Genomic DNA, 22,756 nt, shown 5'->3' with positions numbered 1-22,756 from the left:
ATGACCTCCCGCTATCTCTCTATCGAGGGCATTGCCCGTCGCTTCTCCAAGGGTGGCGGCAAACCCACGGCCGTGTTTGAGGACCTCTGGTTCTCCATGGACAAGGGCGACTTCGCCTGCATTATCGGCCATTCCGGGTGCGGTAAGACCACCGTTCTGAACATCCTCGCTGGTCTCGACGCACCGGACGAGGGGGTGGTGACGGTGGATGGCCGCGCCATCGAGGGGCCATCTCTTGATCGTGCCGTGATCTTCCAGAGCCATGCTCTGCTGCCGTGGCGCACCGTGCTGGGCAATGTCGCCTATGCCGTATCCTCCAGGCATCCCAAATGGAGCCGCGAGCAGGTCCGCGCACATGCGGAAAAATTCGTTGCCCTGGTTGGGTTGAAGGGTGCTGAGAACAAGCATCCCTCAGAATTGTCCGGCGGCATGAAGCAGCGCGTCGGCATCGCCCGCGCGCTCTCCATCGAGCCCAAGATGCTGCTGATGGACGAACCCTTCTCGGCCCTCGACGCGCTGACCCGCGGTACGCTGCAGGACGAGGTACGGCGCATCTGCCTGGAGACCGGGCAGACCGTCTTCATGATCACCCACGACGTGGACGAGGCGATTTACCTCGCCGACCGCATCGTTCTGATGACCAACGGCCCAGAAGCGGTGGTCGCTGAGATCGTCGAGAACCCACTGCCGCGTGACCGGCGGCGCCTCGACATCCACAAGCAGAGCGACTTCTACGCGGTGCGCAATCACCTCATCGACTTCCTGGTGGAACGCTCGCGCACCTTCAAGGCCGGCATGCCGGCGGACTATGAGCGCCGCCGCCCGCCGATGGTGCGACCCTCGGCTGCTCCAAGCCCTTCCCCCGACGGCGATATCCGCGCCGCCTGATCCCGAACCCGAGACAAAGAGGAGAGAACCATGAAGCGCGAAGACCTCAGCGAGAAGATCCTCGACATCAAGCGCAAGAACGGCTGGACCTGGAAATACATCACGGGCGAGATCGGCGGCATGTCGCCGGTTCTGGTCGTGGGCGCGCTGCTCGGCCAGATGAAGCTGGTGAAGCCGCTGGCGAAGGCGGCGGCGGAACTGTTCGGCCTCTCCGAGGAGGAAGAGCGCATGCTCAACGAGGTGCCCTATCGCGGCACGCCCATGCCGCCGACCGACCCGCTGATCTACCGCTTCTATGAGATGGTGATGGTGAACGGCCCGGCGTGGAAGGCGCTGATCGAGGAGGAGTTCGGCGACGGCATCATGTCGGCCATCGACTTCGACATCGACATCGCCCGCCAGCAGAACGCCAAGGGCGACCGCGTGCAGATCACCATGAGCGGCAAATTCCTCCCCTATCGCTACTACGGCGCCGAGCAGGGGATCCCGGAGTATGGCTTCAAGGAGGGGTGAGGAAGCCGCACTTTGTGGCATGCTTTCACTGCCCAAGTGAGCGCGAAAGCGCGAACGCAGAGCCGGGGCCTAGCGTAAGATTCCGGCGAAGCCGTCACCTCGCGACCAGCGCTTTTCCATCTCCGCCGCGCGGCGTCGGAGATGGATCGAGACGCCTCCGGCGAACCCTTGTGCTGGGTCCCGGGTTTCATTCCGCGCCTTCGGCTCTGCATGCCCCCGGGAAAATGCTGCTCTAATCCATCACCGCGAAGCGCAGCAGGATGGTGCGTTGGAGCGGCGAGAAATTGTCGTCGGAGAGCAGCGTCAGGATGGTCTCGCCGGCGGCGTTCACCGTCGCCGTGAGGCCTTCCATATTGTCGATCTCATAGCCCATGTCCGCAGTGACGAGGATTTCACCCTCCAGCACCGCGCCTGGCTTGACGCCGCCGAGGGCGAACCGGCGGATCTGCATGGAAACGCCGGTGCTGAAGGCGAAATGGCGCTCCAGCAGGAACAACTCGCCCTTCGGCCCGAGCGCGGCATCGGTGGCGCTGAAAAGGTCGCTCTTGCGGATCGTGAACGATCCCGGTGTGGGGCCGCCGATGATGAAGCCGGGAAGGTCGGAGGTTTCGGTCGCGCCCTGTTCGCCGATCGCGATCAGCGCGCCGGTCATGGGTGGGCCGGGCACATAGACCAGAGCTTCAAGCCCCAGATTGTTGCGCAGCCGCTTCACGCCTGGCGGCACGGGCACCGGAACGCCGGTCTTTCCAAGCGGATCGGGGCCGGGATAGGACCACAGCTCGTTGATGTCCTCGAAGGTCACGTAGACCGCGTCCGGCGCCACCGCGAGGGCTTCGGCATCGCCTCGCCCGCGATGGGCCTGCAGACGGCCCTTCTCGTCCAGCATGGCGGCGGCCATAACCTCCGAGAGGCCGGTGGGGCGGTCTCCGGCAGTGTCCAGCTTGCCTTTCAAAAACACCCCGGCATCCGTGACGGCAATGAAGTCTCGCCCTGTGGGATCCAGTACGAAACCGGAGATACCGCCGAAGCCGGGAAAATCCGAGGTGAGGCGAATGCCGCCGCGAAATTCCAGCTTGCCGAAGCGCGCGTCCTGGGACTGCGGGCGGAAGGTTGCGATCGGCGACGCCTCCACCTTTATCGCGACCGGGGTCTCCGGCAGAGCATCAGGCTTGGCGCAGGCGCGGCCGCCGACCAGCACGATGCCGGTGAGGGCTAGCGCCGCAAACCCAAGGCGTAAAGCGCGCATCACGCCTCTCAGTGGAGCCGACGTCCGGTGCCGCGTCCCGGTTTAGGCGCGGCTTCGGAGAACAATTCCGCCAGCTTTTCGGTCATGACGCCACCCAGCTCTTCCGCATCGACGATGGTGACGGCGCGGCGATAATAGCGGGTCACGTCATGGCCAATGCCGATGGCGATCAGTTCGACGGGCGACCGGTCTTCGATCTGCCCGATGATGTGGCGCAGATGGCGTTCGAGATAATTCCCGGCATTCACCGAAAGGGTGGAATCGTCCACCGGCGCGCCATCCGAGATCATCATCAGGATCTTGCGCGCTTCGGGCCGTGCCAGCAGGCGCTGGTGCGCCCAATCGAGGGCTTCGCCGTCGATATTCTCTTTCAGCAACCCTTCGCGCATCATCAGGCCGAGGTTGCGCCGGGCGCGCCGCCAGGGCGTATCGGCAGATTTATAGATGATGTGCCTGAGGTCGTTGAGGCGGCCCGGATTGGCAGGCTTGCCGGCAGCAAGCCAGCTCTCGCGGGATTGTCCGCCTTTCCAGGCGCGCGTGGTGAAGCCGAGCACCTCCACCTTCACGCCGCAGCGTTCCAGCGTGCGGGCGAGAATATCCGCGCAGGTGGCGGCAACCGTGATCGGCCGGCCGCGCATGGAGCCGGAATTATCGATGACCAGCGTCACCACCGTGTCGCGAAACTCGGTGTCGCGCTCGCGCTTGAAGGAAAGCGCGGCGGTCGGGTCGGTGACGACGCGCGACAGCCGGGCGGGGTCCAGCACGCCTTCTTCTAGGTCAAACTCCCAGGCGCGGTTCTGCTGGGCCAGAAGGCGCCGCTGAAGCCGGTTGGCGAGGCGGGCGACCACGCCCTGGAGGTGCGACAACTGCTTGTCGAGATACGAGCGAAGGCGCGCCAGTTCCTCGGCGTCGCAGAGATCCTCGGCGGTCACTTCCTCGTCAAACTTGACGGTGTAGGCGTGATATTCCGGGCCGCTCTTGTCGAGGCCGGGCGGGGTACGCGGCTGCCAGGGTTCGGCCGCCTCGTCGCTGTCGCCCAGGTCGCTGTCGTCGGGCATGTCGGCGGGAGGCCCGCTTTCGCTCTCGACCGCGCTTTCCGGCAGTTCTTCCTGCGCCAACTCCGCTTCCATTTCGGTTGCGCCCTGCTGGCTGTCGTCTTCGCTGCTCTCGCCTTCCTCTCCGGCCTGCTCGTCGCGGCCGTTGCTGTTCTCGTCGTCGTCGGTCTCCTCGTCGCTCTCAAGCGACGATTCCTCGCCCATTTCCAGCGAGGTCAGGAGATCGCGGGTGATCTGGCCGAACATCTTCTGGTCTTCGAGACTGTCGGCAAGGCGGGACAGCGCGCCTTCCGCCCGGCTCTCGATATAGTCGCGCCACAACTCGACGATCTTGCGCGCGGCGGGGGGCGGGCCCTCTCCGGTGAGACGCTCGCGCACCATGAGCGCAACCGCCTCTTCAAGCGGCGCGTCGGCGCGGTCGGTGATGTCGGCATAGGGACCGCGATGGTAGCGATCCGTCAGCATGGCAGCGAGGTTACGCTGGACGCCGACCATGCGGTTGGCGCCCACAGCCTCCACGCGAGCCTGCTCCGCCGCGTCGAACACCGCGCGGGCGAGATCGCCGGTGGGCACCATGCGGCGGTGGACTGAGGGGTCATGGCAGGCGAGCCGTAGCGCGAGCGCGTCCGCATGGCCACGCAGCACCGCGGCATCCTGAGACGTGAAGCGGCGGGGCGGCTCCGGCAGGCGCACGCGATCCGGGCCGAGGTTCGGCCGCTCGGAGGCGAACGTGACCTCGAACTCGGACACGCCCGCGATCGCCTTGAAGCAACTGGCCACGGCCCGCTTGAACGGCTCGACCGGAGCTTCCTTCGGAGTGGTCTTTGCGACCTTGTTGGACGGAGCCATGTCTGAACCGCGCTTTATCGGATCGAGCACCTAATCGAACCTTCCCCGCCGGGGCGGGGAAGGTATTCCGCGCTCAGGAGAGTGCGACGTTGACCGAGCTTTCCGCCAGTTCCTGGCCGAAACAACGCTGGTAGAATTCCGCCACCAGTGAGCGTTCCAACTCGTCGCACTTGTTCAGGAAGGTGACACGTAGGGCGAAACCGAGGTCCTTGAAGATGTCCGCGTTCTCGGCCCAAGTGATGACGGTGCGTGGGCTCATCACGGTGGAAAGATCGCCATTGATGAACGCGCTGCGTGTCAGGTCGGCCAGGCGCACCATGCGGTTCACCGTGTCCTTGCCCTCGGGCGTGCGGTAGTGCTTGGCCTTGGACAGGACGATGTCCACTTCCTTGTCGTGGGCCAGATAGTTCAGGGTGGTGACGATGGACCAGCGGTCCATCTGGCCCTGATTGATCTGCTGCGTGCCGTGGTAGAGCCCCGTGGTATCGCCCAGGCCCACTGTGTTGGCGGTGGCGAACAGGCGGAACGAGGGGTGCGGCCGGATCACCCGGTTCTGGTCGAGCAGCGTCAGGCGGCCCGAGACTTCCAGCACGCGCTGGATCACGAACATCACGTCCGGGCGGCCGGCGTCATATTCGTCGAACACCAGCGCGATGTTGTTCTGAAGCGCCCAGGGCAGGATGCCGTCACGGAATTCCGTGATCTGCTGGCCGTTCTTGACGACGATCGCGTCCTTGCCGATCAGGTCGATGCGGCTGATATGGCTGTCGAGATTGATGCGCACGCACGGCCAGTTCAGGCGCGCGGCGATCTGCTCGATATGCGTGGATTTTCCGGTGCCGTGATAGCCGGTCACCATGACGCGTCGGTTGTGGGCGAAGCCGGCAAGGACGGCGAGCGTGGTCGGCCGGTCGAAAAGATAGTCCGGATCGAGGTCGGGAACGTGAGGGTCCTTCTCGGAGAAAGCGGGAACCTCCATGTCGATATCGATGCCGAATACCTGGCGCACCGACACCTTCATGTCCGGCGTAGGGGCAATGGTCTCCGTACCGCTCATAACTCCTCCGTCTGCGCGCGTTCTCGCACGCGTCTCTTGCTGCTTGATCCGCGCGGCACCTTAAAGGTTTTTCCGCAAGTGCAAAAACTCCCGCGCCGCGCGAGATGTCGCGGCGGGCATTCCCGTTACGTCAGCAGAAACCGGCCTGCTTCAGGGCGTTGTAGGCCTGGATAACGTTTCTCAGCCGTTCCTCGGCGGACCGGTCTCCGCCATTGGCATCGGGGTGATGCTTTTTCACCAATTCCTTAAAGCGCGCCTTGATCTCCACCGGGTTCGCCGAAAGCTCCAGACCCATCAACTCAAGCGCGCGCCGCTCGGTTGCGCGAATCGTCCGGGTTTCTGCTTGCGGTGCCTCGAAGCCGGCGGCACCGCCCATCTCATGGCTGAAGCCGAAGGGGTCGCGATGGCTGCCGGATGCATCGGCTTCGCTACGCGTACCCATCTTCCAGGTTGGGCGATGACCGGTCAGCGCATCCTTCTGGTAGGCGTAGACTGCATCGTCGCTCATGCCCCTGAAGTAGTTGTAGGACTGGTTGTACTCGCGCACATGGTCCAGGCAGTACTGGAAATACTCCCCTTCAGCCTGCCGGCCCTTGGGCGCCCTATGGGTGCCATCGCGGTCGCAACCCGGCCACTGGCAGTGCGGGCATTCCGTCCGGCGGGAGCGATCTTCCGTCGGTTTTACCCGGATGCGGTCGAACAGGGGGGAGTCGATCTTCATGACACGATTATGGGGGCCATGCCGCGGCGCGGCAAGAACGGGAAACGGCGTGTGCCGTATCGCTAGGGCAGGGGAAGCGGCGCCTGAGGCACCGCCGAGGGTTTATATAGGCGATGGACGCCGATTGCGCCATGGCGAGGCGCATTTGTTCCGTTTTGTCTTGTGTCTCAAGGCGACCGGCGGTGCGCGGCGATTGACGCGCGCCGGGCCGTGGCGGTACCGGTAGAGCATGTCGAACGCCGATCTCGCCCGCATCCGCAGTGCTCTTTCCCTAGGGCTGAGCCCGCTCGCACTTGAGGTGGAGGACGAGAGCCACCAGCACGCCGGACACGCCGGCGCGCGTAGCCGCAGCGATGGCGGCATCACCCACCTCCGGGTCCGGGCAGTGTCCGAGGCGTTTCGGGGCAAGAGCCGGCTGGACCGGCACCGGCTGGTGAACGCCCTGCTGGCCGGAGAAATGGCGCAGGGGCTGCACGCGCTCGCCATCGAAGCCAAGGCGCCGGGAGAATGAACGCCCCCGGTGAAGGCGGAGCACTGGTGCTGTTCTCGGGTGGACAGGATTCCACCACCTGCCTCGCCTGGGCGCTGGAGCGGTTCGAGCGGGTCGAGACCGTGGGCTTCGACTACGGTCAGCGGCACCGGGTCGAACTGGAGCATCGCAAATCGCTGTTCGTGGCGCTCGCCAGGATGAACGGCAAGTGGGCGCGCCGGCTGGGCGAGGACCACACCATTTCGCTCGCGGCCCTCAGCAAGGTCTCCGACACCGCGCTCACCCGCAACGTCGCCATCGAGATGTCCGACAGCGGTCTGCCCAACACCTTCGTCCCCGGCCGCAACATCATCTTCCTCACCTTCGCCGCTGCGTTCGCCTATCGGCGTGGCCTCCGGCACATCGTCGGGGGCATGTGCGAGACCGATTATTCCGGTTATCCCGACTGCCGCGACGAGACCATCAAGGCGCTGCAGGTGGCGATAAATCTCGGGATGGACAAGGATTTCGTCCTCCACACGCCGCTCATGTGGATCGACAAGTCCGCAACGTGGGAACTGGCCGAGACGCTCGGCGGCACCGTGCTGGTCGACCTGATCGTGGACGATACCCACACCTGCTATCTCGGGGAGCGCGGCGCGCGGTACGACTGGGGCTATGGCTGCGGAACCTGCCCCGCGTGCCAGCTGCGGGCTGACGGGTTTGCCCGCTACAAAGCCAGCAAGGGGGCGGTTGCATGAGGGCGATATTGATAGCCGGGATCATGATGGCCGCGCTTTCTGCCGGCGGCGCGGAAGCGGCAAGCTTCGACTGCACGGCGGCGAAGTCGGACGATGAAAAAGCCATTTGCTCCGACATGGCGCTCAGCGATCTCGACGTGAAGATGGCGACGTTATTCGAGGTTGCGACCCATCTTGTCGCCATGGGCCAGCGCGGCACGCTCCAGGACGAGCAGCGCCAGTTTCTTGTCGAACGCGCCTCCTGCGGCGCCGACCGCCAATGCCTGAGGCTGGCCTACCAGGGGCGGATCAATGTGATCCAGAAGGTGCTTCAGGGGATCTACGCGCGCGGCCCGTTCTGAAGGCGGCGTGTCATGTCGGCGGCAGGGTCTCTCCGCCCTCGCCGAGTTCCCGCTGCATCAGAACCGTATCGATCCAGCGGTCGAACTTGAGGCCGGTGCTGCGCATCACGCCGACATCGTGGAAGCCGCAGGCGCGGTGGAGAGCGATGGAGGCGAGATTGTCGCTGCCGCCGATCACGGCCACCATCTGACGGAAGCCTTTTTTGGTGCAGGCCGTTATCAGTTTGTCCATCAGCGTTCGGCCGATGCCACGCTTGTGGGCCTGCGACGAGACGTAAACCGAATTTTCCACCGTGAAGCGATAGGCGATGCGCGGCCGAAAGGCGCTGGCATAGGCGTAGCCGAGCAGCATGCCGTCCGCCTCATCCAAGGCGACGATGTAGGGATAGCCGCCGGCCGTCGTCACCTCGAACCGGCGCCGCATCTCTGCGGCATCCGGCGGATCAAGCTCGAAAGAGGCGGTTCCGGTCCGCACCGCCTGGCCATAGATCGCGGCGATTGCAGGGATGTCGGCGGGCGTGGCGGAGCGGATGATCATGCCCATTGTCATAAAACGTGCTGCGGCGCGGGGGAAGGCGCCCCGGCGCCGCGCCCACCGCGAAGCTATGTCCTGGACGCGTGAAAACGTCCGCGCCCGCCCGCAACGAAAAAGGCCCCGGCTTGCGCCGGGGCCTTCGTCATTCAGGCTGTGCCCTGGATCAGTTGCTGTTGCGGTTGCCGAACAGCTGCAGGAGCATCATGAACAGGTTGATGAAGTCCAGATAGAGCGTCAGGGCGCCCATGATGGCCTTCTTGCCCATCACCGTGCCGTCGTCGCCAGCGAAATACATCTCCTTGATGCGCTGGGTGTCGTAGGCGGTGAGGCCCGCGAACACCAGCACGCCAACCACGGACACGATGAACTGAAGCATCGAGGAGCCGAGGAAAACGTTCACCAGCGAGGCGATGATGATGCCGAACAGGCCCATCATCAGGAACGAGCCCATGCCCGAGAGGTCACGCTTGGTGGTGTAGCCCCACAGGCTCAGCGCGCCGAACGAGGCGGCGGTGATGAAGAACACGCGGCCGATGCTCTCGTGGCTGTACACGAGGAAGATCGTCGACAGCGAGACGCCCACCAGGGCGGCGTACACCCAGAAGGTGAGCTGGGCAGCGCCGACGCTCATGCTCTGGATGCGGAAGCTCAGGAAGAAAACCGCGGCGAGCGGCGCGAGCATGACAACCCACTTGAGCGGGCTCACGAACATCGTGTAGCCGAACTGGGTCAGGTACTGGCCGCCACCAATGGTATATTCGGTCGGCGTGGCACTCACGGACAGCATGAACACGCCAAGCGCGGCAAGGCCGGTGATCGCCAGGCCCAGTGTCATGTAGTTGTACACGCTGAGCATATAGGACCGCAGACCCTGATCGATCGCGGCCTGTGAGCGCGTCGCCGTCGATCCGAACCGGCCTGCGACGTTGCGATCATAATCGGACATCGTCTCTCTCCACTTACCCCGAGCGTCCAGGTAGAGCCCAGCCCATTCTCGGTCGCTACCAATATGGGCATTTCCAAATCAAGCGGCAAGCAGGGTCGTGATGAAATTTCCGTAACGTCACCTACCGTCAGGTCTGGACGTATGGGCGGCACCATGGTGAGGTGGCTTGTTTCGCCTTAGGGTTGAGGACATGCTGACGCGCGCCAGGAAAGGGCGGCATCTTCTCTTGGCTGTTACCTCGCTGCTCAGCGGGTCGATGCCGGATACCGCTTGGGCGGGCGCATGGACGCAGCAGGAATCCGAGGGATCTGCCTATCTCCAGACCACCGCCACATGGTCAAATCAGGCGTTCGATGGCACCTCCAGGCTGTTCGCGGGCCAGACCTACGACAAGGTCTCCACGCAATTATTTCTGGAATACGGCGCCAGCGATTGGCTGACGCTCCTGGTTGCCCCGGAACTCATCCAGATCGACATGGGCGCGCCGGCTTCTGCGCGCTACGCGGGCCTGGGCTACACCGACGTCGGCGCACGGCTGCGCCTGGGACATGGCGAGGGCTGGGTGATCTCCGCCCAGGGGCTCGCGCGCATCGCGGGCGCAAACCCAAGCGAGGGACTCGCAGCCATCGGATATGTCAACGGCGAAGCGGAAGCCCGGCTTCTTGTCGGCCTCAATTTCTCATTCTGGGGCCTGCCGAGCTTTCTGGACGTGGAAGCCGCCCAGCGTTTCCGCTATGGCGCGCCGCCGAACGAATTCCGCCTGGATGCCACGCTTGGCGTGCGCGTGGCGCCGCAATTGCTGGTGCTGGTCCAGTCTTTCAACGTGATATCCGAGGGGCAGGGGGAGGGACCCTGGTTCGACCTGTCCTATGAATATTACAAGGTCCAGGTGGGCGGGATGTATGACGTCACCCCCAAGCTCTCCCTGGCATTGAGCGTCGTCACCACCTGGTATGCCCGCAACGCGATCCAGGAGAACGGCATCGTCGGTGCGGCACTGTTTCGCTATTGAGGCGCCCACTGCCGGCGTGGCGTCTCAGCGTTTGCTCTTCACTTGCGCCAGAAGCCGTTCTACGGACGGCAGGATTGCCGCGACGATCCGGTCGATCCCGGCGGCTGTGGGGTGCATGCCATCGTTTTGGTTCAAGCTCCGGTTTCCTGCCACCCCTTCCAGGAAGAACGGGTAGAGCGGCACGGAAAAGCGCGCCGCCAGAGCCGGATAGATGGCATCGAAGCGTTGCTGGTAGTCGGCGCCCAGGTTCGGCGAAGCCCGCATGCCGGTCAAAAGCACCGGCACATTGCGCGCCTTCAGGCGGGTCAGGATTTCCGTGAGATTGTCGCGGGCAATCTGCGGGTCCAGCCCGCGCAGCATGTCGTTGGCGCCGAATTCGAGAATTACCGCATCGGTGTCGGCGGGCACGCTCCAGTCGAGCCGGGCAAGGCCCGCACCGCTAGTGTCACCGGAAACGCCGGCATTGGTGACGGTGACGTTGTGGCCCTTGGCCTTCAGCGCGGCTTCGAGCTTCGCGGCGAAGCTGTCGGCGCGCGCCAGCCCATAGCCGGTGGTGAGGCTGTCACCGAAAGCCACGAGCCGGATCGGAGCGGCATCGGCCTGCGCTGACGCGATCGTGAACGTAGCCATAAGGAGTAGAAGCCCTTTGCGCAGAGGCAGTGGAGCGCCATATGGGACGAGCGCCGCAATTTTGGCGGCGCAATATATGATCTTCTGCAAGACGTTCTTCTGCAAATCACTGGTTCCCGAACGCATGAATGCCATCGCTCCTATGCCGGCCATCGCCCTCAACGGCGTCGATCTATACCTCGGCGCGGGCGCCGCTCGCGTGCACGTTCTGAAAAGCCTCTCGCTCGCGATCGCGCCGGGCGAGACAGTAGGTCTGGTGGGGCCATCTGGTTCCGGCAAATCAACGCTCCTCATGGTCATGGCGGGGCTGGAGCGGGCGGACAAGGGTTCGGTGAAGGTGGCGGGGACCGAGTTGAGAGGTCTCAACGAGGACGCCCTGGCACGGTTCCGTGGTGCTCATGTGGGGATTGTCTTCCAATCCTTCCACCTCATACCCACCATGACAGCGCTGGAGAATGTTGCCGTGCCGCTGGAACTTGCCGGCCTGGCAGATGCCTTCGCGCGCGCCGCCGCCGAGCTTGAGGCGGTGGGACTGGGCGGACGGCTTTCGCATTATCCCTCGCAATTGTCGGGCGGCGAGCAGCAGCGCGTCGCGGTGGCCCGTGCCCTTGCGCCGCATCCGGCGATCCTGGTGGCGGACGAGCCCACGGGCAATCTCGACGAGGCAACTGGCTTGCAGATCATGGACCTGATCTTCGCGGCCCACCGGGCGCGCGGCACCACCGTCGTGCTCGTCACCCATGATGCCGGCCTTGCGGCGCGTTGCGGGCGCGTGGTGCGGCTGCGTTCCGGCCAGATCGAGGCGGATGATGCGCGGACGACGGTCCTGGCATGAGCATCATGACTGCCCGCGCGCCTGTGGCCCTTCGTTTTGCGTTGCGCGAATTGCGCGGTGCGCGGCGTGGCTTTTTCGTCTTTCTCGCCTGCCTGACGCTGGGCGTCATGGCGATTTCCGGCGTTGGCTCGTTCGCGCGTGCGCTCACCGAGGGTCTGGCGCGCGAGGGCCGATCCATCCTCGGTGGCGATGCTTCTTTCGCCCTGATCCAGCGCGAGGCCAGCCCGCAGGAATTGCAGCTTCTCGATGCCGGAGGGACGCTCGCGCGGGTCGCAACCATGCGCGCCATGGCGCGGGCCGCCTCGGGTGATGCCACGCTGGTGGAATTAAAGGCGATAGATGGCGCCTATCCCCTGGTCGGGTCCGCCGAAACCGTGCCGGCAATGCCCATGCCCGACCTGCTCGCATTGCGCGATGGCATCTATGGCGCCCTCGCCGACGAAACGTTGCTGGCGCGCCTCTCCCTGAAAATCGGCGATCACGTCGCGGTGGGCGAGGAGACCTTGGAGATCCGGGGCCAGATGACATCTGAGCCGGACCGGCTTTCCGCCGGCGTTGGCTTCGGGCCGCGTCTCATGGTTTCGATCCAGGCCTTGCCGGGCACGCAACTGATCCAGCCTGGCAGTCTGGTGCGCTGGATATACCGCGTTCGCCTGGCGGACCCGAGCGACCAGGCTCTGGCCGCCTTCGTCAAGCGCGTGCGCGAGGGGGCTCCGGAGGCGGGCTTCGAAGTGCGCACCCGCGATGCCGCTTCCCCCCAGCTTGAGCGCAATGTGCGGCGTATCGCGCAATATCTCACACTGGTCGGCCTCACGGCGCTTCTGGTGGGCGGGGTCGGCGTCGCCAATGCGGTGTCGAGCCATCTCGCGGCCAAGCGCGAGACCATCGCCACCCTGAAGGCGCTGGGCGCCACGCGCGGAACGGTGTTCGGCACCTATCTCACGCAGGTGGCCATGCTGGCCGCGATGGGCATCGCCGCAGGGCTCGTCCTGGGCGCGGCGCTGCCGTTCATCGCCACCTGGGCGGCGCAGAGCCTGATCCCGTTTCCGCTCGCCCCAGAAATCAGCCCGTTCTCCTTGGTCATGGCCGCGCTCTATGGCGCGCTCGTCACCCTCGCCTTCACCCTCTGGCCGTTGGCGCGGGCGCAGGAGGCGCCGGTCTCAACGCTGTTTCGCGATGCGCTGGGGGAAGGCCGCCGCCGCCCGCCGCTGCTTTATGCCGGGCTGTGCGCGCTCGCCATGCTGGCATTGGCGGGGCTGGCGGTCGCGACGGCGGACGACCTGCGTGCAGCGCTGATCTTCCTCGCCGCCGCCGCCGCCGTGTTCGTCCTGCTGCGGGGTGTCGCTCTGCTGCTCATGGCAATTGCCCGCCGCCTACCGCGCCCCTCCAACACCATGGCCCGGCTCGCGCTCGCCAATATCCACCGCCCGGGTGCGCTGACGCCGACGGTGGTGCTGTCGCTTGGTCTCGGCCTGTCGCTGCTCACGACGATTGCTTTGATCGACCGCAGCCTGACCGACGAGATTTCCGGCACGCTGGCGGAAAATGCGCCGAGCTTTTTCTTCGTCGACGTGCCCAGCGGGCAGGAAGCGGAATTCAAGGCGTTCCTTGCCCAGAAGGCGCCGGGCGCGGCCTACCGTTCCGTTCCCATGCTGCGCGGACGCATCGTCGCGCTCGGCGACACGCCGGTGGAGCAGGCCAAGCCCTCTGCGGACGCCGCATGGGTGCTCCAGAGCGACCGGGGCATTTCGTTCGGCAATGAGGTGCCGGAGGGCTCGACCCTGGTGGAGGGCAAGTGGTGGAGCGCGGATGAGACTCAGTCGCTGGTCTCGTTCGAGAAGAAGCTCGCCGTCGGCCTCGGGCTGAAGATCGGCGACACGGTGAGCGTGAACGTGCTCGGCCGCGAGATCACCGCGCGCATAGCCAATCTGCGCGATGTGAAATGGGAGCGGCTGGGCATCAATTTCGTCATGGTGTTCTCACCCGCGACCTTCGCCGGGGCGCCGCATTCCGGGCTGGCGACACTGACCTATCCTCAGGGGGCCGGCGCCGCGCAGGAGGTGGCGCTGCTCAAGGAGATGGCACGCGCCTATCCGGCGGTGACGACCATCAGGGTGAAGGAGGCACTGGAGCAGGCCAATAAGATGGTGGCCGATCTCTCCTTCGGCATCCGCATTGCCAGCCTCGTCACCTTGCTGACGTCGGTTCTCGTGCTGGCGGGTGCGCTGGCGGCGGGGCATCAGCACCGGGTCTATGACGCGGTCATCCTGAAGACGCTCGGGGCAACCCGTGCCCGGCTGCTGGGTGCCTACGGTCTCGAATATGCCGGCCTTGGCCTCGCGACCGCCGTGTTCGCCATCGGCGCCGGCACGCTTTCGGCCTATGTGGTGGTGACGCGGGTGATGGACATCGGCTTTTCATTTTCCATCTGGGCGGCGCTCGGCGCCATCCTTGTGGCCCTGGGTTTCACGCTGGGCTTCGGACTTTTGGGGACGTGGCGTGCCCTGAGCGCGCCGCCGGTGCGCGTGCTTCGGCATTTGTGAGGCGGTCAGCGCCGCCTCACCTTGTTGATCACGAGTTCGTCGATCTCCAGCCGGCCGATGCGGGCGCGCCCCACGACCAGCCGGCCGATTGCGATCGCGCCGATCGCTATTGCCCCGACGGCCATCGCCCCGAGCGCGAAGCTGCCCACCGCAACGGTGCCGGCAGAAAGCGCCCCCGCCGCTCCCGCGCCAAGCTTCACGACCCGTCGCGGCTTGGTTGGCGGCATCGGTGCGGTGCTCTGCGGGGTCTGGTTGCCGCGCCGGTACATGGTGTTCTCCTGCCGCTGATTGGACGAAACCGTCATCTTATGGCAAGCTAGCACCAATCCTCATTTCTGCCGCCGCGCGCGCATTGGGAGCTAGCCCGATGGATGAAACACATTTGAAGCCGCGCGCGAAGACGCGCACCAAGGTCCAGCGCCCGCGCCTGCACAAGGTTCTGCTGGTCAATGACGACTTCACGCCGCGCGAATTCGTGGTGATGGTGTTGAAGGCCGAGTTCCGCATGAACGAGGATCAGGCGAACATGGTCATGATCACAGCCCATCGGCAGGGCGTCTGCGTGGTGGCCGTGTTCACCCGCGACGTCGCGGAGACTAAGGCCACCCGCGCCACGGATCTGGCGCGCGGCGAGGGCTATCCCCTGTTGTTCACGACCGAACCGGAGGAGTGAGCGCACTCATTCCGGCAGCGGAATGAATTCGTGCTCGCCCGGCACCTTCGGAAAATTACCGGCCTTCCAGGCTTCCTTCGCTTCCTCGATGCGCTCGCGCCGCGAGGAGACGAAGTTCCACCAGACATAGCGCGGCCCTTCGAGTGCCGTCCCGCCCAAGAACATCATCCGGCTCGGCCGGCGTGCCTTCACGGTGATGCGGTCGCCGGGGCGGAAGACCAGCAGCCGTCCGCCCTCGAACACGTCGCCGGCGATCTCGACCTCGCCTTCCACGAGATAGATTGCGCGCTCCTCGGTGTCGGCATCGAGCGGAGCGCTGGCGCCGGCCTCAAGCATGACTTCGGCATAGAGCCAGTCCGAAAGCATGCCCACAGGCGCCTTCACCCCGAAGGCAGAGCCGGCGATGATGCGCGCCTTCACGCCGTGGTCCTCGATCTCGGGGAGTTCGCTTGCCGCGAAATGCTGGAACGAGGGGTCGACCTCCTCACGCTCCGCCGGCAGGGCAATCCAGCTTTGAATGCCGTACATGCTGCCTTTGGCATCTCCCTGGCGCGCGTCCAGGGGTGAGCGTTCCGAATGGGTGATGCCCCGCCCCGCGGTCATCAGGTTCATCGCGCCCGGCGTGATCTCCAGTGCGTTGCCCTCGCTGTCGCGATGCATGATGCGTCCGTCGAACAGATAGGTGACCGTGGCGAGGCCGATGTGGGGATGCGGCCGCACGTCGAGCCCCTGGCCCGCCATGAATTGCACCGGCCCCATCTGGTCGAAGAAGATGAACGGGCCGACCATTTGCCGCTTGCCGTGGGGCAGGGCGCGGCGGACCGAGAAGCCGTCGCCGAGGTCGCGCACCCGCGGCACGATCACCAGTTCCAGCGCATCGCAGGATTGCTTGTCGCCCGCAATTGGGTCGCTCGATGGCAGCCAGCTCATGGGGTCTTCTCCCTCACTTCGATGATCAGGAGTGTGGCACGCTCCGCGCCGGCCGTCGCGTGCACGGATGCAAAGAGCGATGGGCTGCCGTGCATCCGACATCGCGGTGTGTCGGCGGGGAGTGCGTCTTCGCACTAGGGACGGGTGAGTGCTCCGTCCACGTCCTCCAGTGGAAGCGAGGGGCTGGTCTTTTTCGGCGGTGCACTGGCCGCCAGGATCGCGCCGAGGTCGGAGAGCGGGCGCAAGACAGCTTCGGAGAAGCTTAAGTAGTCCGCCACGAACGGCAGGAGCCGACGCGTGCCAGGATCGGAAGCGGATTCCAGCGCGATGGAGAGAGCCGCCTCCAGCTCCGGTGCGCGGGTGGGACTTGATGCCGGCGGCGCCTCGCCCAGCGCACCGTCGAACGCCCGAAGGGTCCGGGCCCGGGCCGCCTCCAGCGCTGTGGTGAGTTCCTCGCGCGGCGACATTGTGCCGAGCCGCTGGGCCACGTCCTCCAGCAAGGCGAGATAGGTGGTGAGCACTTCCAGGGTCGAGACCAGGGCAATCACGTCGCCGGCTGTGCGGTGCCCAAGGGCGGTCTCGGCTCCGATCTGCGGCAAACGATCAGCCAGTGCGCGAAGGTCCAGAGCCATGCCGGAGGTCTTGTTGCGGGCCGCGGCGGAATCGCCCCGGGGCCAGGATTCCGCGAATGCCGCCCGGCATCGCCGCACCAGGGTCACCACCTGCATACGGATCTGGTCGGTCACATAGACCGGCAAAACCAGCCAGGCCGTTGTGAGCGCGACGATTGCGCCGATAATGGTCTCATAGACCCGCGCGATCATGCCGTCGGTGCCCAGCCCGGCGACAAGATGCAGCGCCACCATCACGGACAGGCCGGTCGCGGCGGATGCCACATCGTATCGGTCGCGGTTGGTGACCAGCGCGATCATCTGGCAGAGCAGGCAGATGCCCGCGAGTACCCAGACTTCGCTCTCCAGCACCAGGACGCAGCCGAAGCCGATCACCACGCCGATGAGGGTGCCGACGCTGCGGTAGCGGGCGCGGACATAGGTTTCGCCGACACTGTTACCGAGGACAAACATCACCGTCATGGTGGCCCAATAGGCATGATCCAGCCCGATTACGAAATCGAGCAGTGTGGTAACGCCGGTGGCGACGAGCCCCTGGATGGCGACCTTGGTATAGGGTGAAAGGGTGCCTGCCGTGGCTGGGAGCACGGGCGTCGCCGGGCCGTCGCCGGTGCGGGCGGAGGGGCCTTCCCGCTGTAGGTTGGAAAGTTCGGACACCACCAGCGACAGGCGTTCGAACGCTGTCACCGCGCGCAGGAGGGCAAGCTGTTCGGCCCCCTCCATATCCTGCGACATGGCGACTTGCCGCAGCTTGGAGATCGCGCTGCCCATGCGCGCCCGCTCGGGAAACGGCTCGCTCAGGCCGGTCTGGAGATGATGCGCCAGCAAATCCGCTGCCGACGCCAAAGGCATTCGCCAGGGTGCATCCGAGGCATGGGTTTGGGGCACGCAATCGCCGAGAAGCTGCGTCGCGATGCGCAGGCGATAGGCGAGGGAGCGCACCGCCTCGATATAGGGCCGGGCAAAGGGCGCCTCGGCCGAGGCATTCACGAGTGCGGCGCGCACCCGCACTCGCACGGTATCGTGAAGCGCATCGGTGGTGCTGGGAAGTTCCAGATTCTCGCGCACGGCGGCGGCGATGGAGGCAAGATAGGCCCCGATCACCTCTCCGGCGTCTTCCACGGTGCGGTGATAGGCAGCGAGAGCGGACGGGCGGGGAAAGGTGAGACGCACCACAGCGGCCACCACAGCTCCCTGGCACGAGGCGGCGAGCAGATAAGCCAGCTCGAGGCGTGTGGGATGGAGCGTGGCGGCGACCGTCATGATGATGACCATGGCGAAGCCCAGCCGCTGGCCCTCCATGCCGTATCGGCGGATGTAAAGAGCGCCGCAGGTAAGGGGCACCAGTAGAAGCTTCAGCAAGACCCCGTTGGCGTTGGATTCGCCGGGGCCGATGATGAAGACCAGCAGGAGAAGGCTGAACGTAACCCCGAACAGCTTGGCGAAGCTGCGGGCCTCGGCCCGCCGGTTGGCCGCTGGCGTAAAGGTGATCAGCACCAGGGCCGTCATGGCGCCGGCCATGGGAAAGATGACGTCCAGGCCGAGCGCGAACCATCGTGATGTCGCGTAACCCAGGCAAATAACGATGGTGTAGGAGATTGCCAGGTGGAAGGCTCGGGTGGCGTCCACGTATCCGGGATCGTGGTTCTGCAACCAGACGCGCATGGCGCTCACCAGGGGCCTAGCTTGGCGCGGGTGTGCATCCTTGTTTGCCGTCACTCCGGCCTCCCCACCGAAGCCCGGCATTGCCGGACGGTTAGACGCACCTTGCTCAAGGAGTGCCATCTAACCCTTAACGCATCTTGTATCAAAACACAGCGAACGGCCGCGCAGGACATTCGGTCCTGCACGGCCGTTCTTGTCTTCAAGCCCAGCGCGAAGCTGTACTGCCTGCTTTAGGAAGCGTACGTGCTCAGCGGCTCGGCGCGACCATGTAGCCGGTGCCGGGCGTCACTACATAAGCGGAGGGCTCGGAATAAGCCGGCACGTAAACCTGCGGGGCGGGCGACACGATGGTGGAGTTACGCCCGCCAACGCCGGCTGAATATTGATCCTGCTGGATGGTGTATCCGCCCGTGCGGCTCAGATAGTCCATCTGCTGGGTCTGGATGAAGGAGTCGTTGACCTTCGTCTCAGAATCGTCGGCCATGGCGGCGCTGGGAAGGCCGGCGCCGGCAATGAGCGCAAGAGCGATAAGACCGGAACCTGTAGCGATGAGCTTGTTCATGTTCGTATCTCCTTGAAGCACGGCGCGGCGTGAGCAAATTCAAGCTCTCTCCGGTCCGTGGGCGGGCGCCTCGTAGGCAGGGCCGTCGCCGTGGATTTGTTGAAGAAACGCGCCAACGGCCGGTTGGTTTCCTTCTATTTGCAGACATCTTGCGTTCCCGGCGCAGCTCAAGCCGGCATACGGCGGCGTTTGGGATCATTTCCTCTCGGCGCAAAGCGCGCTAAAGCACACTCTTCAGACGGGCGCTGGCGGGAGACGGCATGGCGAGCGAGACGACGTCGCGGGTGCGGGATCGCTACGCCGCCATGATTGCCAATGGCGAAATCTCCAAGGACTCCGCGCAGGCCGCGATCATTGGCGCCTTCGCGCGGCTGGAGGGCGAACTGCGGGATCGCGGGCTCGCCCGCAAATCCTCGGCGCTGGGCTGGCTGTTCCACCGGCAGGCGCCGGTGCCGCCGCGCGGCCTCTACATTTACGGGCAGGTCGGGCGCGGCAAGACCATGCTCATGGACCTGTTCTTCGAGTGCGCGCCGATCAAGGAAAAGCGCCGGGCGCACTTCCATGAATTCATGGCTGATGTGCACGAGCGCATCTTCCAGGAGCGTGAGGCGCAGAAGAACGGCACCAAGAAAGTGACCGATCCGCTCCAGCCCGTGGCGGACGAACTCTCAGCGGAAGCCAAACTGCTGTGCTTCGACGAGTTCCACGTCACCGACATCGCCGATGCCATGATCCTGGGGCGCCTGTTCCAGAAGATGTTCGCCGAGGGCGTTGTGGTGGTGGCGACCTCGAATGTCGCGCCGAAGGATCTCTACGCCGGCGGGCTCAACCGCGCGCTGTTTCTGCCCTTCATCGGCATGATCGAGGAGCGGATGGAGGTGCTGAACCTCGATGCGCGCACCGACTACCGCATGGAGAAGCTCACCGGTCTGCCGACCTGGTATGCCCCTCTGGGGCCCGAGGCGACAGCAGCGCTGGATCGCGCTTTCGAGAAGCTGGTGGGGCCGGGCGGCGCCCGCGAGAGCGAAGTCGCCATGAAGGGGCGCGTCATTCCTGTGCCGGCCTGCGGCAACGGGGTGGCACGCTTCTCGTTCGCCGATCTGTGCGAGAAGCCTTTGGGCGCCGGTGACTATCTCAAGATCGCCCGCACCTTCCACACCGTCGTTATGGACGACATCCCGGTGCTGGACGGCGACCGGCGCAACGAGGCCAAGCGGTTCATTTCGCTCATCGACACGTTTTACGATGGAGCGGTGAAGCTGGTGGCTTCGGCGGCGGCGGAGCCGGAGCAGCTTTATCTCGGCACCGATGGCGCGGAGGCGTTTGAATGGGCGCGGACCGTGTCGCGCCTGCACGAAATGCGATCGGGCGATTATCTGGCGCGTGCGCACGGACGGGCCGATTCCACCGCCAGCGGGTCTACTTCGGGGCTGGTGGAGACCTGACCCGGCTTCGGATTCCGTATGCCAAGGTGCCGCTTGCTGCAGTTGCTCACGATTCCGTGCTTTGTGCCGTGCGTGCGTCTTGAACCCCTGTCAGGATGGGAGTAGTCAAGCCCCGCGCGGTCCTGGCCGCACTCCTTTGCCGTATCCGAGGAAACCCTTAATGGCGCGCAACAAGATTGCACTGATCGGGGCCGGCCAGATCGGCGGCACGCTTGCTCTCCTCGCTGGCTTGAAGGAATTGGGCGACGTCGTTCTGTTCGACGTTGCGGAAGGTACGCCCCAGGGCAAAGCTCTCGATCTCGCCGAATTGTCCCCGGTTGCGGGCTTTGATGCCAAGCTGACCGGTACCAACACGTATGAAGGCATCGCCGGTGCCGACGTGGTGATCGTCACCGCAGGTGTTCCCCGCAAGCCCGGCATGAGCCGCGACGACCTGCTCTCCATCAATCTCAAGGTCATGGAGCAGGTGGGCGCTGGCATCGCGAAATACGCGCCCGACGCGTTCGTGATCTGCATCACCAACCCGCTGGATGCCATGGTGTGGGCACTGCAGAAGTCCTGCGGACTGCCCAAGGAGAAGGTGGTCGGCATGGCCGGCGTGCTCGACGGCGCGCGCTTCCGCTACTTCCTTGCCGACGAGTTCAACGTGTCGGTGGAAGACGTAACCGCCTTCGTCATGGGCGGCCACGGCGACACGATGGTGCCATTGACCCGTTATTCCACGGTCGCCGGCATCTCCGTTCCAGATCTCATCAAGATGGGCTGGACCACGCAGGAGCGCATCGACGCTATCGTCCAGCGCACCCGCGACGGCGGCGCCGAGATCGTAAATCTGCTCAAGACCGGCTCTGCCTTCTATGCCCCGGCCGCTTCCGCCATCGCCATGGCGGACAGCTACCTTAAGGACAAGAAGCGCGTTCTGCCTTGTGCCGCCTACCTCTCCGGCGAATATGGCCTGAAGGACATGTATGTCGGCGTGCCGGTGGTGATCGGCTCCAAGGGGGTGGAGCGGATCGTTGAGGTCGAACTCAACCGCGAGGAAAAGGCCGGCTTCGACAAGTCTGTGGGTTCGGTGCAGGGCCTGATGGAAGCCTGCATCAAGCTTGCTCCCAGCCTCGGCTGATCAATTCGCGGCGGCCTTCAGGGCCGCCGTTTTTATGTCGGCGAAGTTCAGCTTCGCCGGTTTGGCCAGCGGTAAGCCCGCGCGCAGGCGCCAGGGTGATGCGCAACTTGGGGACCAAGCCCGATGAACATTCATGAATACCAGGCCAAGGCGCTTTTGAAGACATACGGGGCGCCGGTGTCTCGCGGCATTGCCGTGTTTACGCCTGCGGACGCCGAAAAGGCCGCCGCCGATCTGGGCGGTCCGCTTTGGGTCGTCAAGAGCCAGATCCACGCCGGTGGCCGTGGCAAAGGCAAGTTCAAGGAAGCCGCAGCCGGCGAGAAGGGCGGCGTGCGCCTTGCCAAGTCGGTCGACGAGGTCAAGACCTTCGCCGAGCAGATGCTGGGCAACACCCTGGTCACGATCCAGACCGGCCCGGTCGGCAAGCAGGTGAATCGCCTCTACATCGAGGAAGGCTCCGACATCGCGAAGGAGTTCTACCTCTCGCTCTTGGTGGACCGTGAGACCTCCCGCGTCGCCTTCGTCGTCTCCACAGAGGGTGGCATGGACATTGAAGAGGTGGCCCATCACACCCCTGAGAAGATCATGACCTTCTCGGTCGACCCGGTCACCGGCGTCGAGGGCTTCCACGGCCGCAAGGTGGCGGCCGCGCTCGGCCTGACGGGCGACCTCGCCAAGCAGGCCGGCAAGCTGACCGCCGTGCTCTACAAGGCGTTCACCGCCTCCGACATGGCGATGCTCGAAATCAACCCGCTCATCGTCACCAAGGACAACCGCCTGGTGGTGCTCGACGCTAAGGTGTCGTTCGATTCCAACGCCATGTATCGCCACGCTGACCTGGCTGAGCTGCGCGACGAAAGCGAAGAGGATGCGAAGGAGATCGAGGCGTCGAAGTACGACCTCGCCTATATTGCCCTCGACGGCACCATCGGCTGCATGGTCAACGGCGCTGGCCTCGCCATGGCGACGCTCGACATCATCAAGCTCTACGGCGAAGAGCCGGCCAACTTCCTCGACGTGGGCGGCGGCGCCAGCGAAGAGAAGGTCACGGCCGCCTTCAAGATCATCACCTCGGATCCCAACGTGAAGGGCATCCTGGTGAACATCTTCGGCGGCATCATGAAGTGCGACGTGATCGCGCGCGGCGTGATCGCGGCGGTTAAGGCGGTGGGGCTCCAGGTCCCGCTGGTGGTGCGCCTCGAGGGCACCAATGTGGAAGAAGGCAAGACGATCATCCGCGAGAGCGGGCTGAACGTCATTCCCGCCGACGACCTGGATGATGCCGCGCAAAAGATCGTTGCGGCCGTGAAGAAGGGAGCCTGAGC

Annotated in this window: 23 protein-coding genes; 12 read left to right on the top strand and 11 right to left on the bottom strand. The window is 64.9% G+C overall.

Features of this window, described 5'->3' with window-relative positions:
* Positions 1 to 888, top strand: a complete 888-nt coding sequence (locus ADADO0_RS02345) for an ABC transporter ATP-binding protein (RefSeq protein WP_511303475.1) — start codon at positions 1 to 3, stop codon at positions 886 to 888.
* A 30-nt stretch (positions 889 to 918) separates the two neighbouring features.
* Positions 919 to 1,401, top strand: a complete 483-nt coding sequence (gene cynS, locus ADADO0_RS02340; RefSeq protein ID WP_511303474.1) for a cyanase — start codon at positions 919 to 921, stop codon at positions 1,399 to 1,401.
* A 232-nt stretch (positions 1,402 to 1,633) separates the two neighbouring features.
* On the opposite strand, the gene ADADO0_RS02335 is transcribed toward cynS, so the two are convergent.
* The 4 genes from ADADO0_RS02335 to ADADO0_RS02320 form a co-directional block, all read right to left on the bottom strand.
* On the bottom strand, positions 1,634 to 2,647 hold the full coding sequence (locus ADADO0_RS02335; protein ID WP_511303473.1) for an esterase-like activity of phytase family protein: 1,014 nt from the start codon (positions 2,645 to 2,647) through the stop codon (positions 1,634 to 1,636).
* An 8-nt stretch (positions 2,648 to 2,655) separates the two neighbouring features.
* Positions 2,656 to 4,551, bottom strand: a complete 1,896-nt coding sequence (cobT, locus tag ADADO0_RS02330) for a cobaltochelatase subunit CobT (protein ID WP_511303472.1) — start codon at positions 4,549 to 4,551, stop codon at positions 2,656 to 2,658.
* A gap of 73 nt (positions 4,552 to 4,624) precedes the next feature.
* Complete coding sequence (cobS, locus tag ADADO0_RS02325; RefSeq protein WP_511303471.1) at positions 4,625 to 5,608, bottom strand: cobaltochelatase subunit CobS; 984 nt, start codon at positions 5,606 to 5,608, stop codon at positions 4,625 to 4,627.
* A gap of 130 nt (positions 5,609 to 5,738) precedes the next feature.
* On the bottom strand, positions 5,739 to 6,329 hold the full coding sequence (locus ADADO0_RS02320; RefSeq protein WP_511303470.1) for a J domain-containing protein: 591 nt from the start codon (positions 6,327 to 6,329) through the stop codon (positions 5,739 to 5,741).
* 229 nt (positions 6,330 to 6,558) lie between these two features.
* Between ADADO0_RS02320 and ADADO0_RS02315 the strand changes: the two genes are divergently transcribed.
* From ADADO0_RS02315 to ADADO0_RS02305, 3 genes are read left to right on the top strand one after another with little or no spacing between them, the layout of a single operon-like run.
* Positions 6,559 to 6,840: a BolA family protein gene (locus ADADO0_RS02315; RefSeq protein ID WP_511303469.1), complete on the top strand. Its 282-nt coding sequence runs from the start codon at positions 6,559 to 6,561 to the stop codon at positions 6,838 to 6,840.
* The gene (gene queC / locus ADADO0_RS02310) at positions 6,837 to 7,559 is read left to right on the top strand and encodes a 7-cyano-7-deazaguanine synthase QueC (RefSeq protein WP_511303468.1); all 723 of its coding nucleotides are present in this window, start codon (positions 6,837 to 6,839) and stop codon (positions 7,557 to 7,559) included. Before ADADO0_RS02315 ends, queC begins: the two co-directional genes overlap by 4 nt.
* A complete protein-coding gene (locus tag ADADO0_RS02305) occupies positions 7,556 to 7,900 on the top strand; it encodes a lysozyme inhibitor LprI family protein (RefSeq protein ID WP_511303467.1) in 345 nt (114 codons plus the stop codon). The genes queC and ADADO0_RS02305 overlap by 4 nt, the downstream gene beginning before the upstream one ends.
* Positions 7,901 to 7,910: 10 nt before the next feature.
* Here the strand turns inward: ADADO0_RS02305 and ADADO0_RS02300 are convergent, their stop codons facing one another.
* Together ADADO0_RS02300 and ADADO0_RS02295 are read right to left on the bottom strand one after the other, a co-directional pair.
* On the bottom strand, positions 7,911 to 8,438 hold the full coding sequence (locus tag ADADO0_RS02300) for a GNAT family N-acetyltransferase (protein ID WP_511303466.1): 528 nt from the start codon (positions 8,436 to 8,438) through the stop codon (positions 7,911 to 7,913).
* Between the two features lie 160 nt (positions 8,439 to 8,598).
* Entirely contained in the window at positions 8,599 to 9,381 is a 783-nt protein-coding gene (locus ADADO0_RS02295; RefSeq protein ID WP_511303465.1) for a Bax inhibitor-1/YccA family protein, read from the bottom strand.
* Positions 9,382 to 9,607: 226 nt separating this feature from the next.
* Between ADADO0_RS02295 and ADADO0_RS02290 the strand changes: the two genes are divergently transcribed.
* On the top strand, positions 9,608 to 10,393 hold the full coding sequence (locus ADADO0_RS02290) for a hypothetical protein (protein ID WP_511303464.1): 786 nt from the start codon (positions 9,608 to 9,610) through the stop codon (positions 10,391 to 10,393).
* Positions 10,394 to 10,417: 24 nt separating this feature from the next.
* On the opposite strand, the gene ADADO0_RS02285 is transcribed toward ADADO0_RS02290, so the two are convergent.
* Positions 10,418 to 11,023, bottom strand: a complete 606-nt coding sequence (locus tag ADADO0_RS02285) for an arylesterase (RefSeq protein WP_511303463.1) — start codon at positions 11,021 to 11,023, stop codon at positions 10,418 to 10,420.
* Positions 11,024 to 11,147: 124 nt separating this feature from the next.
* Here ADADO0_RS02285 and ADADO0_RS02280 point away from each other — a divergent pair, with 124 nt between their 5' ends.
* Positions 11,148 to 11,858 carry an ABC transporter ATP-binding protein gene (locus ADADO0_RS02280; RefSeq protein ID WP_511303518.1) on the top strand — a complete coding sequence of 237 codons (711 nt, stop codon included), beginning with the start codon at positions 11,148 to 11,150 and terminating at the stop codon, positions 11,856 to 11,858.
* Complete coding sequence (locus ADADO0_RS02275; protein ID WP_511303462.1) at positions 11,855 to 14,401, top strand: ABC transporter permease; 2,547 nt, start codon at positions 11,855 to 11,857, stop codon at positions 14,399 to 14,401. Before ADADO0_RS02280 ends, ADADO0_RS02275 begins: the two co-directional genes overlap by 4 nt.
* Before the next feature lie 5 nt (positions 14,402 to 14,406).
* Here ADADO0_RS02275 and ADADO0_RS02270 read toward each other — a convergent pair whose 3' ends face one another.
* Complete coding sequence (locus tag ADADO0_RS02270) at positions 14,407 to 14,670, bottom strand: hypothetical protein (protein WP_511303461.1); 264 nt, start codon at positions 14,668 to 14,670, stop codon at positions 14,407 to 14,409.
* A 98-nt stretch (positions 14,671 to 14,768) separates the two neighbouring features.
* Between ADADO0_RS02270 and clpS the strand changes: the two genes are divergently transcribed.
* Positions 14,769 to 15,074, top strand: coding sequence for an ATP-dependent Clp protease adapter ClpS (clpS, locus tag ADADO0_RS02265; protein WP_511303460.1), 306 nt, complete (start codon positions 14,769 to 14,771; stop codon positions 15,072 to 15,074).
* A 6-nt stretch (positions 15,075 to 15,080) separates the two neighbouring features.
* On the opposite strand, the gene ADADO0_RS02260 is transcribed toward clpS, so the two are convergent.
* From ADADO0_RS02260 to ADADO0_RS02250, 3 genes are all read right to left on the bottom strand, one after another.
* Entirely contained in the window at positions 15,081 to 16,004 is a 924-nt protein-coding gene (locus ADADO0_RS02260; RefSeq protein ID WP_511303459.1) for a pirin family protein, read from the bottom strand.
* Between the two features lie 134 nt (positions 16,005 to 16,138).
* Positions 16,139 to 18,301, bottom strand: coding sequence for an FUSC family protein (locus tag ADADO0_RS02255; protein WP_511303458.1), 2,163 nt, complete (start codon positions 18,299 to 18,301; stop codon positions 16,139 to 16,141).
* A 247-nt stretch (positions 18,302 to 18,548) separates the two neighbouring features.
* On the bottom strand, positions 18,549 to 18,863 hold the full coding sequence (locus ADADO0_RS02250) for a hypothetical protein (protein ID WP_511303457.1): 315 nt from the start codon (positions 18,861 to 18,863) through the stop codon (positions 18,549 to 18,551).
* 260 nt (positions 18,864 to 19,123) lie between these two features.
* Here ADADO0_RS02250 and zapE point away from each other — a divergent pair, with 260 nt between their 5' ends.
* The 3 genes from zapE (at position 19,124) to sucC (ending at position 22,754) form a co-directional block, all read left to right on the top strand.
* A complete protein-coding gene (gene zapE, locus ADADO0_RS02245; protein ID WP_511303456.1) occupies positions 19,124 to 20,308 on the top strand; it encodes a cell division protein ZapE in 1,185 nt (394 codons plus the stop codon).
* A 160-nt stretch (positions 20,309 to 20,468) separates the two neighbouring features.
* A complete protein-coding gene (gene mdh, locus ADADO0_RS02240) occupies positions 20,469 to 21,431 on the top strand; it encodes a malate dehydrogenase (RefSeq protein WP_511303455.1) in 963 nt (320 codons plus the stop codon).
* A gap of 123 nt (positions 21,432 to 21,554) precedes the next feature.
* Positions 21,555 to 22,754, top strand: coding sequence for an ADP-forming succinate--CoA ligase subunit beta (gene sucC / locus ADADO0_RS02235; RefSeq protein WP_511303454.1), 1,200 nt, complete (start codon positions 21,555 to 21,557; stop codon positions 22,752 to 22,754).
* Positions 22,755 to 22,756 lie beyond the last annotated feature (2 nt).

The sequence above is a fragment of the Aquabacter sp. genome (assembly GCF_965279295.1).
Lineage (GTDB): Bacteria > Pseudomonadota > Alphaproteobacteria > Rhizobiales > Xanthobacteraceae > Aquabacter.
This window is presented reverse-complemented; position numbering and strand designations above follow the sequence as displayed.

Excerpts from the sequence above, each read along its gene's own strand:
- ADADO0_RS02280 (WP_511303518.1), top strand. The coding sequence starts at position 11,148 with ATGAATGCCATCGCTCCTATGCCGGCCATCGCCCTCAACGGCGTCGAT.
- mdh (WP_511303455.1), top strand. The coding sequence starts at position 20,469 with ATGGCGCGCAACAAGATTGCACTGATCGGGGCCGGCCAGATCGGCGGC.
- sucC (WP_511303454.1), top strand. The coding sequence starts at position 21,555 with ATGAACATTCATGAATACCAGGCCAAGGCGCTTTTGAAGACATACGGG.
- ADADO0_RS02285 (WP_511303463.1), bottom strand. The coding sequence starts at position 11,023 with ATGGCTACGTTCACGATCGCGTCAGCGCAGGCCGATGCCGCTCCGATC.
- zapE (WP_511303456.1), top strand. The coding sequence starts at position 19,124 with ATGGCGAGCGAGACGACGTCGCGGGTGCGGGATCGCTACGCCGCCATG.
- ADADO0_RS02315 (WP_511303469.1), top strand. The coding sequence starts at position 6,559 with ATGTCGAACGCCGATCTCGCCCGCATCCGCAGTGCTCTTTCCCTAGGG.
- ADADO0_RS02260 (WP_511303459.1), bottom strand. The coding sequence starts at position 16,004 with ATGAGCTGGCTGCCATCGAGCGACCCAATTGCGGGCGACAAGCAATCC.
- ADADO0_RS02270 (WP_511303461.1), bottom strand. The coding sequence starts at position 14,670 with ATGTACCGGCGCGGCAACCAGACCCCGCAGAGCACCGCACCGATGCCG.
- cobS (WP_511303471.1), bottom strand. The coding sequence starts at position 5,608 with ATGAGCGGTACGGAGACCATTGCCCCTACGCCGGACATGAAGGTGTCG.
- clpS (WP_511303460.1), top strand. The coding sequence starts at position 14,769 with ATGGATGAAACACATTTGAAGCCGCGCGCGAAGACGCGCACCAAGGTC.
- ADADO0_RS02295 (WP_511303465.1), bottom strand. The coding sequence starts at position 9,381 with ATGTCCGATTATGATCGCAACGTCGCAGGCCGGTTCGGATCGACGGCG.
- ADADO0_RS02305 (WP_511303467.1), top strand. The coding sequence starts at position 7,556 with ATGAGGGCGATATTGATAGCCGGGATCATGATGGCCGCGCTTTCTGCC.
- cobT (WP_511303472.1), bottom strand. The coding sequence starts at position 4,551 with ATGGCTCCGTCCAACAAGGTCGCAAAGACCACTCCGAAGGAAGCTCCG.
- ADADO0_RS02255 (WP_511303458.1), bottom strand. The coding sequence starts at position 18,301 with ATGCGCGTCTGGTTGCAGAACCACGATCCCGGATACGTGGACGCCACC.
- ADADO0_RS02320 (WP_511303470.1), bottom strand. The coding sequence starts at position 6,329 with ATGAAGATCGACTCCCCCCTGTTCGACCGCATCCGGGTAAAACCGACG.
- ADADO0_RS02250 (WP_511303457.1), bottom strand. The coding sequence starts at position 18,863 with ATGAACAAGCTCATCGCTACAGGTTCCGGTCTTATCGCTCTTGCGCTC.
- ADADO0_RS02345 (WP_511303475.1), top strand. The coding sequence starts at position 1 with ATGACCTCCCGCTATCTCTCTATCGAGGGCATTGCCCGTCGCTTCTCC.
- ADADO0_RS02275 (WP_511303462.1), top strand. The coding sequence starts at position 11,855 with ATGAGCATCATGACTGCCCGCGCGCCTGTGGCCCTTCGTTTTGCGTTG.
- ADADO0_RS02300 (WP_511303466.1), bottom strand. The coding sequence starts at position 8,438 with ATGATCATCCGCTCCGCCACGCCCGCCGACATCCCTGCAATCGCCGCG.
- cynS (WP_511303474.1), top strand. The coding sequence starts at position 919 with ATGAAGCGCGAAGACCTCAGCGAGAAGATCCTCGACATCAAGCGCAAG.
- queC (WP_511303468.1), top strand. The coding sequence starts at position 6,837 with ATGAACGCCCCCGGTGAAGGCGGAGCACTGGTGCTGTTCTCGGGTGGA.
- ADADO0_RS02335 (WP_511303473.1), bottom strand. The coding sequence starts at position 2,647 with ATGCGCGCTTTACGCCTTGGGTTTGCGGCGCTAGCCCTCACCGGCATC.